We start from the raw sequence: 12,759 nt of genomic DNA, 5'->3' as shown, positions 1-12,759 counted from the left end.
ATTCCACTATCTCATTTTCCACATAGCCTTCATTATTATTTGCAGATTCGATGATATTAGATGCTTCTTGTAGTTCATTATTTAGAGCACTTTGTATCTCTAGCATATCATTTTCTATATAGTCATCTTCACTGATTTTGACTTCCTCTGTTAGATTGTGTGCTTTTTGCAAATCGTCTGCAACAGCGTTTAAAATCTCATTTACCTCATCATCACATGCAACTAGGCAATCTTTTGGTTCTTGCTTCTTTTCATAATATGAGCTAAATGGTATTGCTGCATATAGTTTTTGAGGATATGATTTAATGACTTGTTTTGGTTTTTCTTCTTTTATTGTGCTACTAGCTTGTGCATATTGCATTGAGACTTCATCTGGAATATCCACTATTTCACTTGCATAATTTTCCTGTTTATCCACTTTTATAAGCTTGATTGGGCTTGTTTCTTCTTCTATATTTTTGGATTGTAAATATCGTTCAAGATTCTTAAACTTCTCCAAAGTAGCCATTGAATCTAGCTGAAATTGCCAAGTATCATACCCTTGCTTTTTTGCCTCTTGGATTGGTATTACTCTAATTTTCGATGATATATCATCTTTAATATCCACGCTAGTTGGAATCTCTTCTTTATCGTCTTCTTTAATTATTTCTTGCTCTTGCTCTACTTCACTTATCTTTGCAGATTCATCGCTAAAATCAAACTTAACTTGCTTATTACTACTTAATACATGATTTTCTTTATCATATTCTATTAATTCTTCTAAAGTTAGTGTTCTTGGGGCTTCTTCTTGTATTTCTTTTGTATCTTTATTTTCTTTTACTGCTGGTGTGAAAAACGCCTTTATGCGTAAAAATATCTCTTCTATAGATTGCGTTTTAGGTTTAAATTCTTTGCTTTTAGAGTTTGTCTTTTTAATGTTTTGCAAATCTTTTTTAATATCATTTTTGAAATTATTAAAAATCTCAATAGCACCCTTTCCACTCCATAGCACATAACCAAAAACAAACATAAAAATAATTACAAAAAATACGCCAATCCTGCCAATTATCGGTTGTAATACAGAATTAAAAGCTATACCAAAAATACCAGAATCTTCAATAAATAAACTCTGCAATGATAAAATAGCAAGAACTAAAATAACGATGCTAAGTGCTTTTTCTAGCATTTGCGTTGTAAATTTAAGCTTGGATAATTCGCTTATACTTGGTATATTTTTAGCTCTATAGACACAAAATCCTAAAGCCAACAACCAAACATAACCCAAATATCCAAATAAAAAATAATGTAACTTAGAGTATCCCTCTCCAAATCCACCTAATGCACCACTTGTACCAAAAATTTCTAAAATCCATAAAAAGAATATAACACCAATGATAATTGTTTTATTATTTAATTTATCTAATTTCATCAAAAAAACCCTAAAAATGGCGAGAGGGTGAGAGAATCGAACTCCCCAGCAAATAGACACCTATCCACTCAAATGGGTTTGAAGCCCACGATGCCCACCAGAGACATATACCCTCCGCTAGTCAAAGAAGGCAATTTTACGCTTTTTTACCTAATATTTGATTTAAAATTCTGCAAACTTCATTTTACCTTTTTCAAAAAATACACACTTATTATATCCAGCCTCTCTTGCTATATTTTCTATATCATCTCTTTTGTAAAAAATATGCTCTAATTCATGTGCATCGCTACTAAATGTAATTTGGATTCCTTTACTTTTACACATTTTTAGAATCTCTAAGCTTGGATATTGCTCTTTTACGCTTTTTCTAAACCCAGATGAATTTATCTCAACGACCATATTAGAATCTCTAATTGCCTCTAATGCTTCATCTAATATATCACCTGTATCGCAAGTTGGCTTATAGTTAAACACTTTTAGTAAATCCATATGCCCAACTATATTAAACAGACCACTTTGTGCCATTTCTTTTGTTTTAACATAATATTTATTCCAACAATCATTAATATCTCTTTTGGCGTATTCACCGATGAATTGTGGATTATCAAAGCCCCAATCATCTAAAAAGTGTATAGAGCCTATTTTATAATCCAAATCAAGCTTTAAAATTCTATCATCTAAAAATTCTGGCATATAATCTATCTCTAGCCCTATTTTTAGATCAATTTTGTCTTTATATTTTTCTCTTAGTCGCTCATATTCATCTAAGTAGAATGATAAAGCTTCAAAACTCATTCTATATTTGCTATCAAAGTCCATAGGATTATGACAAGAAAACCCAAACACATCAATCCCGCATTTAATAGCCCTAAGCACATATTCTTCCATTGTGCCATTTGCATGATTACATAAGCTTGTATGATTGTGTAAATCAACTTTTTTCTTTAAATTCATAATTAATCCATTCGCTTTTCCATTTCTTTAACTATATGCAAACTTAAGACATGCTTGTCAAATACAGCTACATAAAACATTGCATCAAATATCTTTATATCAAGCACGAATCCTTCGACCTTTACCTCACGCTTTTTTGTATCTTCTTGTAATGTTTCTGCCCTAAAAGTAATCTCATTGCCAAGTTCTATTGGTGCTAGAAACTTAACTTCAGCACCGATTACTATCGCATTTGGGTGATTTACCGCAAGCATTGCACTATATGCTGCACTTGAGAATATATTGCCAGAGTGTATAAGCCCTGTTTTATCCATAACCATCTTGCTACTAGTCTCTAGCACAACAGAGGCTTTACCATATTTTAGCTCTTTTATAGAACCATTATTTGCATCTATATTTGCACATACTTTTTGCAATACACTATCATGATCTGGTTTGCTTAAAAAATCCTCTTCTTCTTTTGGAAATTCTTCTTCCATGTAACCTTTCCTATTTAAAATGCGCTGATTATAGCATATTTAAGATTCTGATATAATTGTATAAAAAAGGAAATTTCTTTGACTATTTTATTTCTATCTCACACAGATTCCAACTTATATAACTTCAGACTGCCAATAATGGAAGCATTAGTAAAAAATGGACATAAAGTAATAGCACTAATACCGCATGGTGATTGCTTTTTTAAGTTTCAAAAACACGGAATTGAAGCAATAAGCTACGAAATAAATAGAGCAAGTCTAAATCCAATATCAGGCATAAAAACAATACTTGAAATCTCAAAAATACTAAAAGAGCAAAAGCCAGATATAGTCCATACATTTATGCTAAAGCCAAATATTTATGGGTCATTTGCAGCAAAACTAGCAAAGCTTGATTGTATAATAAATAGCCTAACAGGTCTTGGGAGCTTCTATATACAAAAAACTTTCAAAACAGAAATAATAAGACTAATAATAGAAACTTTAAATAGAATCTCGTTTAAAATAGCAAACAAAGTGTTGTTTCAAAATAATGATGATTTAACATTATATGTAGAAAAAGGCATTATTGAATCTAAAAAAGCAATCTTAATAAAAGGTTCTGGTATAGATACTAAAATATTCTCTCCACTAAGCAGTGATGAGAAAGACAAAATAAGACAAAACTTACAAATACCAAAAGATTCTTGCGTTATCCTAATGATAGCTAGGGCAATAAAGCACAAAGGAGTAGTAGAATACTATAAAGCTGCACAAGAAATAACTAACAAATACAAAGATGTTGTATTTTTATATGTTGGTGGTGTTGATAATGGCAATATTTCTGCTATGAACGAAGAATCTTTGCACACTGATTTTGTCAGATATTTGGGGGTTAGAGACGATATTAGGGATATTGTTGGAATATGTGATATTTTTGTATTGCCTAGTTATAGAGAAGGGATTCCTAGAACACTGCTTGAAGCAGGGAGCATGGCAAAGCCAATAGTTACCACAAATGCAGTTGGTTGCAGAGAGGTTGTAGATAATGGGATTAATGGATTTTTAGTAAATGTAGGCGACTATAAGGATTTAGAATCAAAAATCACAACTCTAATACAAGACAAAAATTTAAGAGAAGAATTTGGCAAAAAAAGCAGAGAAAAAATATGCAATGAATTTGGTGTAGAATCCATAGTTACTTCATATTTAAAGCTATATAATGACACAATAGAAGACAAAGAAACAAATACATTTAAAATCTACCCACACATAATAAAGCCAATACTTGATAGATTCTTTGCATTAATACTAATAATATGCTTCTTGCCAATAATATTAACAATAGCTATATTAATTAAAAACAAACTAGGCTCTCCAATACTCTTTAGCCAAGATAGACCGGGCAAAAATGGCAAAATATTTAAGATATATAAATTCCGAACCATGAGTGATGAAAGAGATGAAAATGGGGAGCTTTTATCAGATGAGATTAGGCTAAAAGGCTTTGGCAAAATAATTAGAAAAACAAGCCTAGATGAACTACCTCAACTTTTTAATGTATTAAAGGGTGATATGAGTTTTATAGGACCTAGACCACTGCTTGCAGAATACTTGTCTCTATATTCTAAAGAGCAAGCAAGGAGACATGAGGTTATGCCTGGGATTACTGGCTGGGCACAAATAAATGGTAGAAATGCAATCTCATGGGAAGAAAAATTCAAACTAGATGTATATTATGTTGATAATGTAAGTTTCATGCTTGATTTAAAAATATTTTTTCTTACAATATACAAAGTGCTAAGAAAAAAAGATATAAACTCAAGCACAAGCGTTACAATGGAGAAATTCACAGGCTCACAAAAAAATAATTAAAAAGATGCACAAAAAGCTAAACCTTCTGTTGCATCAAACCTCCTAAGAGATCTAATCCTCTAAAGATAGCTCTACTTTGTTTTTGTTTATGCTAAGAATCTGAACTGATAGCATATCTCCCTCTTTTAGGGTTAATAGTTGATTTTTATCTTTTAATTTTGAAACATGCAATAACCCATCGTATCCTTTTGGTAGCTCAACAAACGCTCCAAATTCAACTATTTTCTTTACTTTACCTTGATATTTATCACCTACTTTATATTCTTCTTCAGGATTTATCTTTGGTGCGGATTCTTTTAATGCTATCTCTTTTATAAACTCTATTGCATTATTGATCTTTTCCTTATTGTCTCCACTAACACACACTTCACCGCTATCTCTATTTAAATCTATATTAACTCCAAATCGTTCTATTATGTCTTTTATCGTGCGTCCACCTTGTCCTATTATCTCTACAATTTTGTTAGGATTTATGAAGATTCTATCCATTCTAGGCAACACACCATCATTTAACACAATTTTTTCCCTTGCTTCTTCCATTATGCTTAGAATATGCTTTATGCCATCTTTAGCTTGAGAGAGTGCCTCTTTTAAGATGTTTAGATTCAAGCCACCAAGCTTGATATCCATCTGCATGGCAGTTATACCATTTAATGATCCGGCAACTTTAAAATCCATGTCCCCATCATGGTCTTCTAAACCCATAATATCTGTTAAAACCGCATATCTATTACCATCACATACAAGTCCCATAGCAACCCCAGCAATCAAGCTACTACACGGAATCCCAGCTGCAGCAAGCGCCAAAGATCCACCACAAACGGTCGCCATAGATGATGAACCATTTGATTCTAAAATTTCAGAAACGAGCCTTATTGTATATGGACTTGTTTCAACACTACATTCTAATGCTCTCTTTGCTAGATTTCCATGTCCTAGCTCACGCCTACCTGGTGCCCCTATATTACCAACTTCTCCTACACTAAATGGTGGAAAATTATAATGCAACATAAATTTTTCTTTCAAACCCTTGCTTGTTAAAAGCTCATAACTTTGTGCATCCATATCACCACCAAGAGTAGCAACAACTAAAGCTTGTGTCTGTCCCCTAGTAAAAAGAACACTAGAATGTGTCTTTGGCAAGAAATTTGTCTCAATGCTTATAGGTCTAACTTCATTTAATGCCCTACCATCAGCCCTTTTTCTATCATCTAAAATCATGCTTCTAATAATATCCCGCTTCAATGACATCACACTTTGTGATACCCTCTCTTCTAAAGATTCAATGTCTTTAGGGTTTTCTTCTCTCCATTTGTTTAAGATTTTTTTTATAAATAAATTTAGTTGCAAATTCCTCTCTGTTTTTGATAAGCTCTCTATTACTCCCTTTAACTCATCTGAGTGATGATTTGCAATATATGTTTTTATACTCTCACATACAAAACTTTTCTTAAATACCTCAAAAAACAATTCTTGTTTTTTATATGGTAAAAAAGCTTCTTTTATTGCATTGCTTTTTTTCTCTATTTCGCTTTTAGCTAATTCTAATGCTCTTGTTAGCTCCTCTTCTTTTAATTCATTTGCAGTATATTTGCCATTTTGACTACCACCAAATGTCCTCATCTCAATCATTAACAAATCGCTATCAACTCCGCTTACAAGCAAATCTAAAGTGCTATTATTTAGAGTTTTTGGATTAACTACAAAATTATCTTCAATAAGTCCTATTCTAATTCCATTTACAGGTTTTGATATTGGAATCTCACTGACATATAATGCAGCAGAAGCAACATTGAGTGCCAAAATCTGCAAATCAGCTTCACTATCAGCACTAAGCACCAAAATAGTTATGTTTGTAGGATAGCAATAATCTTTTGGAAATAGCGGTCTTAAACTTCTATCTACGATTCTTGCAGTTAGGGTTTCAAAATCTCCCGGTTTTGCTTCTCTTTTTACATAGCCACCGGGAAACTTACCCGCTGCATAAGATTTCTCTATATACTGCACAGTAAGGGGCAAGAAATCTTCTTCTATTATTTCTTGTGTATCTATTGTAACGGTGGCTAAAAGGACATTGTTTCCTTGCTTTAAATATGCACTTCCACTTGCTTGCTTTGCAAACTTATTAAACACATAAGATTCATTGCCAATTATTGTTTCATTCATATTTTCTCCTTACATATGCGTGAAAATTTCATCTAATTGTTTGTCTTCTACTTTTGGATAGGTTTTGTAATAATATTTTATATCTACAAATTTGTTTGTTTTATAAAAACAAAACACTCCATCAGTCACATCTTCCAAGTTTTTTACTACATCAAGTGGTGCTACAGGTGAGACAAAATTTACAATTTTTGCATGCATCGTTATCATTGATTTTATAACAGCCATTGAAGTAAGTCCGCTATCTATACCTATATCTACTATTAATGCTCTTTTTTCATCAAGCGAGATTGGTGGATTGCCCTTTCTGTATTGGTATATCATAGGCAACATCTTATCTTCATATATTCTTTGAACTTCTCCATAAATATAGTCCAAACTTATCTCAAAACACTTAACCAATGGCTCGTTGATCACGACATCTTGCGTCTCTGTTACCATTGCAATTTCACAATTTGAATTATTTGGTGCATAAATTGGTGCAGCAAAGAGAAATGTAAAAGGAACTTTTAAATGTCGCGATAAATTATACGCGAATCTAATACCATTAAAAGATATACCAACAACTATTGTTTTTTCTGTATTTAAAAACGAAAGAGGCATATTGTTTATTAATTTTTGAAATGCGTCATCTTCATCTTCAAAAATAGTATCTCTCATACTTGGGTGATTTAAATTTTCCAATATCATTAGCTACCTATTTTTAGACCATTTTTTAATAATGGCATTAATTCTAGTGTTAAAAGCACATATTTATCATCTCTTGCTTCGACACCTCTAGTTGTCAAAGTAGGATAAACTTCACTTGCATATTTAAGCCCAAGCTTAAAGCATCTAACTTGAGTATTTATACCAACACTCCAAGTCTTAAAATAATCCTCTTTATAGTCATAGCCTATATTAGCAAAAACATCAAAATAAGCAAACGACTTATAAAATCCTGCATTTATATAATTAGCCTCGCCAAATCTCCACTGCGATAAGTCTTCTCTTGCAAATCTCTCTCTTACAAAATGTCCAAAAAATAAACTTAACTCATCATTATTTGTATAGCTAATTTGATGGGTTGCTTCGCTAATCCTTGCTTCTGTGTGGTTATAAAATATACTACTTAGAAATCTCCAGTGATAGTCATAAAAATATTCCAATTCAGATTCAAGCTCTCCTATTTTCTCACCATTATCTATAAAGTAATAATATTGCTTTAATTTGTGTGATAATTTTAGATTATTATCATTGTCATAAAAACTTTGAAAAATACTTAATTCAACTTCATCATCAGAACCGGGCAAGACAAAAAACTGATCAAAATATCCACTTTTATAATCAAAGCCAGACATTATATATTTAGCCTCTAAATTAATTGTATGTCCGAAGTTGTCATAACTTTTCATCAAATCCGTATTTGCCTTAAATACATAGTGATTATTCACATATCTACCAGAATCAAAATTACTCCTGCTATAATCAACAGCTGTAGCATAAACTACGGGCGATATTGATAGATTCAAATAATCATCAAACACTTCTTTTGTATAAATAAATGGTAAATATACTTGCTGTTGAGTAGCACTAAACCCTTCTCTTCTAGTATAATTTGTAATCTTATAATCAAATGAATAATATAAATCATCTACAAGAATATTATCTATTTGCCTATGATACTGAATCTCTGGTAAGGTTTGAATTGTATTTGCATTGCTGTTTTGCTCTAAATTTGAATAATATCTAGCATAAAGCCCGATATAATCACTATCGCTTTTTAGAAAATAGTTGAATCTAGAAGTTAATAGATTCCCTTGTAAATCAGCCTTGTCTTCTGCATTGTTATTTTGCAATCTAAAATAATCAATATCAGATACTTGAGAAATATCTGCATGCATTCCATCTTCATAGAAATATGAATCCTCGCTGCTTAGTAAATCTTTTCGTTCATACTTTAGTTGTAATCCATAGTGGTTTCTATTTTCTAAATCATATCTTTCTTGGTAGTCTTTTTTATTTGCAAAATACCCAAGATTCAACCACAAAATCTCATCTTTATCATCTATAAATCTAAATTCATTATAAAAACCAGCACCTCTCTTGCTTCTTACTTGTGGAGCAAATGTCATATCCCAAAAATTACTAGGTGCTATAAAAATTGGTTGAGAATATAAAAATCCATCATCTCTTGAATTACCAAATAAAGGATATAGTAGCCCACTCTTTCGCTTAAATCCGAGAGAAAAAGATAAATATGGAAAATACATAACTGGCATATTATAAATACACAGCCTAGGATTCCATAAGCTCATCCATTCCTTTTGTGTATCATACTCGCCGCTACTTGCCTTTAACGACCAAATAGGATTATTTATACTACATGATGAAACAGAAGCATCACTTGTCCTATAAATAGTATCATTAAACTCCGCTTCATCAGCACTTACCCAAATACCACTAGCAGAATCTTGCAAATAAAATGGCTCTAAAAATGAATAATTCTCCTGCATCTTTATTTTTATGCTATCTGATTTTAAAAATAGTGAATTACCCTTATAAGCACTTACATTGCCTATTAGTGTTATCTCACCAGTTTTAGTATCATAATTTGCCTCATCTGCTGTAATTAGATAATCAAGATTAATAACAGTTGCATTACCTTTCCCAATCACAAGTGTTTTGCTATATTGCATATCATCAGCTAGAAATTCAAATACTGCTTGTTGGTTTTCGTTAAATTTCTTTATCGATGGTTGTGCATAAAGGCTAGATACCATAAAAATAGATGCAGCTATGCTAATTGTCTTTAAATTCATTGCTTGCCTACCTAAAATTAATTACCAAAGTCTTAGAGATTCTATCATGTAAGCTTTGATATATAGCGTTTGTAAATACAAAGAAAAATGGTAAATACATTAAAAATTCACTCAATGCTCTAAGCAATGAACGTAAGAATGACTGCTTCCAACTAGGATTATCTAGTAATTCGACCTCAATTATACGAATCTTTACCACCATTTTTCCAATTGTAGCACCATACATCTTCACAAAAATAGCCTGATATGCAACTCTTATTACATACAATATAAACCACGAGCTAGAAATCACATATATCAAAGCTTCCGGGTCATTTACATTTTGCATTATAGTATCCCAATAAATTCCAATTAGCACCATACTGATAAGCAAATCATCTATCAAATACGCTAATACTCTCTTCCAAATTGGAGCTACTTCAAATTCTTCTCTAGCTAAAATTTCTTCTATTTTATCCACATTCATAAAACACCCTATAACGCCTGATATGCTATATCATTTCTATATTGTTTGCCAGAAAATTCTATCTTTTCTACTAAATTATAGGCATTATTTCTAGCACTCAGCACATCTTGCCCATAACCAACACACACAAGCACTCTACCGCCACTTGCCAATAATTTACCATTATCATTTCTAACTCCAGCAAATGATATAAATGTATTTTTATTATCATTTTTAGCTATGCTTATTTCTGTTTCTTTAGATGATTTATAAGGATAGTCTTTTGAGGCTAAAACCACTCCAACACAAACACCCTCTCTTAAAGCATACTTCACGCTTCTTACATCTCCTTTTGCACAACCTAAAAAGCAATCCAATAGACCACTTTCAAAAAGTGGCATTAATACTTCACACTCTGGATCTCCAAACCTTACATTAAACTCAAGCAAATAAGGCTCACCATTTACAACCATGATTCCACAAAATAACGCTCCGCTAAACGGATTACCCTCATTTTTCATACCATTTAGAGTTGGAATAATTATATTTTGCTCAACTTTTTTAATAATATCACTACTAGCTAGTGGAGATGGTGCATAAGCACCCATACCGCCAGTATTTGGTCCTTTGTCATTATTTAATAGCCTTTTGTGATCTTGTGCTGCTGGAAGCACTATATAGCCCTCTCCATCACACATAGCAAATACAGATAACTCAAATCCATCTAAAAACTCTTCAATAACAACAAGCCTACCAGAATCGCCAAAACTAGAACCATCTAGCATATCTTTTAATGCACTTTTTGCTTCATCTTTACTCTGTGCAATTATAACCCCCTTACCAGCACACAATCCATCGGCTTTAACTACAATTGGCTCTTGCAGACTATCAATAAAATTACATCCATCATCATAACTGCTAGTTCGCAAAAATCTTGCAGTAGGAATATTGTGCCTCTTTGCAAATTCTTTCATAAATGCCTTTGAGGCTTCTAATCTTGCAGCATTTTTACTAGGGCCAAAGACTAAAATATTATTCTCTCTTAACCTATCAGCTAAACCATCAACCAAAGGTGATTCAGGTCCAACTATCACTAAAGATATATCATTATCTATAACAAAGCTCACAAACTCATCATCATTTTTGCAATCTAGATTCTCCCCAATTTCACAAGTAGCACCATTTCCAGGATAAAAATAAATCTTGCTAACTTTAGATTCACTGCTTAATGCCAAGCCGATTGAGTATTCTCTTCCACCACTGCCAACTATCACTATTTTCATGCACTACCTTTGTATTATGATTTGTAAAACTTACAAAAAATCTTAAAAATCACAATAACCCCCAAGTGAGCGAATATAATAGGATTGTGGTCCTAAAATTCAAAAAACTTAGCCATAAGCTTCAAATTAGGGGCAGATTCTCATCTCAACTTAAGAGACTAATAACGAAAATACCAAACACACAAAGAAATCTATACAGCTAAAAACAATTATTATGTTGGACCCTAAAATTACAAAATTCGTTTCACTCAGGTTAAGAAATTATAAAATACACTAGCTAAAAGTAGCTTTTAATGAAACAAAAAATATTATTTTGGCAAAATTGCAAACTTAAAAAGGACTTCTATGAAAAAACTACTAATTGCAACTTTGCTAAGCATGAATCTTATAAGTGCGAATGAATGTGTTTGTTTTGAACTAAAAGGTGAATTTGGGGAAGAAATTAGAGAAATACTAAAAAAATATTCTAAAAATCTAGGTTCAAAAGATATAAAAATAGTCAGAGAAAACGATGATCTAACACCACAAGAAAAAAGTTTTGTGGATAGCTTGCTTGGCACTGGTAATCCAACTAGCACAAGAGCATATCAAGCAAACAAAGAAAATGGAGAAAAACTATACAAAAGAGATTGTGCAAGCTGTCATGGTCAAAAGGCTGAAACATCAGTAGCAACAAGAAAACCAATTAACACATGGAAAGCAAGTGATATAGTAGATGAGCTAAGAACTTATCAAAACCAAACATTCGAAGGTCAATCAAGATTCGTCAAAAATCAAATAGCACAACGATACAGCAAAGATGACATGAGAGATATAGCTTATTTCATAGAATCTCTAAGATAAATCTTTACAAACCTTTTGGTTTGTTTAAACTAGCACATTCTGTAACTTTTAAGCTAAAATAACCCTTTAATCACTCACAATAAAGATAGATTCAATATAGACAATAATTGTATAAAACCCAAAACACATTACTTAAACGCTATAAATAATCTAAAAATACTATTTAAAGATTTATATAAATTGTAGCTTACTATTCCACCGCATACCTATTTTAATCATACGCTGTGCTTTTATGATTTGTATTTTTTCAAATTATTTAATAGTTATTCACATAAAGAGAGATATTAACATAGTATAGTCTTTGAAGCTCTATACAAATAAGCCATTGTATTATAAAATGAATTTCACTTAAGAAAAGATTCTATAAACACTCAAACCTATGAAATAAAAAGCACTACAATTAATATGTAGACAAATATTATATAAAAACTAAGCCTTTCAAAGATATTTGTGGTAATAAGAAAAGACTCCTAGAATCTTTTCTTATTTACATCACTAATAATATCATCTGCAATTCTATTTACATTAT

The 12,759-nt window shown here is 31.7% G+C and carries 10 protein-coding genes, 1 tRNA gene and 1 pseudogene; 3 read left to right on the top strand and 9 right to left on the bottom strand.

The features are described 5' to 3' along the window. From PF021_RS06720 to PF021_RS06705, 4 genes are all read right to left on the bottom strand, one after another. Window positions 1-1,408, bottom strand: a 1,408-nt coding sequence (locus PF021_RS06720) for a DNA translocase FtsK 4TM domain-containing protein (RefSeq protein ID WP_271021714.1), incomplete at its 3' end; no start/stop codon positions are given. A gap of 17 nt (window positions 1,409-1,425) precedes the next feature. Next, window positions 1,426-1,524, bottom strand: a tRNA-Sec gene (locus PF021_RS06715). A gap of 46 nt (window positions 1,525-1,570) precedes the next feature. Beyond that, window positions 1,571-2,362 carry a histidinol-phosphatase gene (locus tag PF021_RS06710; protein ID WP_271021712.1) on the bottom strand — a complete coding sequence of 264 codons (792 nt, stop codon included), beginning with the start codon at window positions 2,360-2,362 and terminating at the stop codon, window positions 1,571-1,573. 2 nt (window positions 2,363-2,364) lie between these two features. Then, entirely contained in the window at window positions 2,365-2,841 is a 477-nt protein-coding gene (locus PF021_RS06705; RefSeq protein WP_271021711.1) for a hypothetical protein, read from the bottom strand. 78 nt (window positions 2,842-2,919) lie between these two features. Between PF021_RS06705 and PF021_RS06700 the strand changes: the two are divergent. Both PF021_RS06700 and PF021_RS06695 read left to right on the top strand, forming a co-directional pair. After that, window positions 2,920-3,972 (top strand): annotated as a pseudogene (locus tag PF021_RS06700) (glycosyltransferase family 4 protein); the annotation flags it as partial. 108 nt (window positions 3,973-4,080) lie between these two features. Further along, window positions 4,081-4,695: a sugar transferase gene (locus PF021_RS06695; protein ID WP_271021875.1), complete on the top strand. Its 615-nt coding sequence runs from the start codon at window positions 4,081-4,083 to the stop codon at window positions 4,693-4,695. 51 nt (window positions 4,696-4,746) lie between these two features. Here PF021_RS06695 and PF021_RS06690 read toward each other — a convergent pair whose 3' ends face one another. From PF021_RS06690 to purD, 5 genes are read right to left on the bottom strand one after another with little or no spacing between them, the layout of a single operon-like run. After that, window positions 4,747-6,861: a polyribonucleotide nucleotidyltransferase gene (locus PF021_RS06690; RefSeq protein WP_271021710.1), complete on the bottom strand. Its 2,115-nt coding sequence runs from the start codon at window positions 6,859-6,861 to the stop codon at window positions 4,747-4,749. Window positions 6,862-6,870: 9 nt separating this feature from the next. Further along, a complete protein-coding gene (locus PF021_RS06685) occupies window positions 6,871-7,548 on the bottom strand; it encodes a phosphoribosyltransferase family protein (protein WP_271021709.1) in 678 nt (225 codons plus the stop codon). Beyond that, window positions 7,548-9,659 (bottom strand): LPS-assembly protein LptD, encoded by a 2,112-nt coding sequence (locus tag PF021_RS06680; protein WP_271021708.1) that lies wholly within the window; start codon window positions 9,657-9,659, stop codon window positions 7,548-7,550. The genes PF021_RS06685 and PF021_RS06680 overlap by 1 nt, the downstream gene beginning before the upstream one ends. 7 nt (window positions 9,660-9,666) lie before the next feature. Next, entirely contained in the window at window positions 9,667-10,125 is a 459-nt protein-coding gene (locus PF021_RS06675; RefSeq protein WP_271021707.1) for an RDD family protein, read from the bottom strand. An 8-nt stretch (window positions 10,126-10,133) separates the two neighbouring features. Then, window positions 10,134-11,387 carry a phosphoribosylamine--glycine ligase gene (gene purD / locus PF021_RS06670; RefSeq protein ID WP_271021706.1) on the bottom strand — a complete coding sequence of 418 codons (1,254 nt, stop codon included), beginning with the start codon at window positions 11,385-11,387 and terminating at the stop codon, window positions 10,134-10,136. A gap of 345 nt (window positions 11,388-11,732) precedes the next feature. Here purD and PF021_RS06665 point away from each other — a divergent pair, with 345 nt between their 5' ends. Further along, the gene (locus PF021_RS06665; protein ID WP_271021705.1) at window positions 11,733-12,230 is read left to right on the top strand and encodes a c-type cytochrome; all 498 of its coding nucleotides are present in this window, start codon (window positions 11,733-11,735) and stop codon (window positions 12,228-12,230) included. The last annotated feature ends 529 nt before the right edge of the window (window positions 12,231-12,759 follow it).

Source organism: Helicobacter ibis (genome assembly GCF_027859255.1).
GTDB lineage: Bacteria > Campylobacterota > Campylobacteria > Campylobacterales > Helicobacteraceae > Helicobacter_D > Helicobacter_D ibis.
This window is presented reverse-complemented; position numbering and strand designations above follow the sequence as displayed.

What these genes read in the sequence shown, in the direction of transcription:
- PF021_RS06710 (WP_271021712.1), bottom strand. Translation starts at nt 2,362, where the DNA reads ATGAATTTAAAGAAAAAAGTTGATTTACACAATCATACAAGCTTATGT.
- PF021_RS06705 (WP_271021711.1), bottom strand. Translation starts at nt 2,841, where the DNA reads ATGGAAGAAGAATTTCCAAAAGAAGAAGAGGATTTTTTAAGCAAACCA.
- PF021_RS06690 (WP_271021710.1), bottom strand. Translation starts at nt 6,861, where the DNA reads ATGAATGAAACAATAATTGGCAATGAATCTTATGTGTTTAATAAGTTT.
- PF021_RS06685 (WP_271021709.1), bottom strand. Translation starts at nt 7,548, where the DNA reads ATGATATTGGAAAATTTAAATCACCCAAGTATGAGAGATACTATTTTT.
- PF021_RS06680 (WP_271021708.1), bottom strand. Translation starts at nt 9,659, where the DNA reads ATGAATTTAAAGACAATTAGCATAGCTGCATCTATTTTTATGGTATCT.
- PF021_RS06675 (WP_271021707.1), bottom strand. Translation starts at nt 10,125, where the DNA reads ATGAATGTGGATAAAATAGAAGAAATTTTAGCTAGAGAAGAATTTGAA.
- purD (WP_271021706.1), bottom strand. Translation starts at nt 11,387, where the DNA reads ATGAAAATAGTGATAGTTGGCAGTGGTGGAAGAGAATACTCAATCGGC.
- PF021_RS06665 (WP_271021705.1), top strand. Translation starts at nt 11,733, where the DNA reads ATGAAAAAACTACTAATTGCAACTTTGCTAAGCATGAATCTTATAAGT.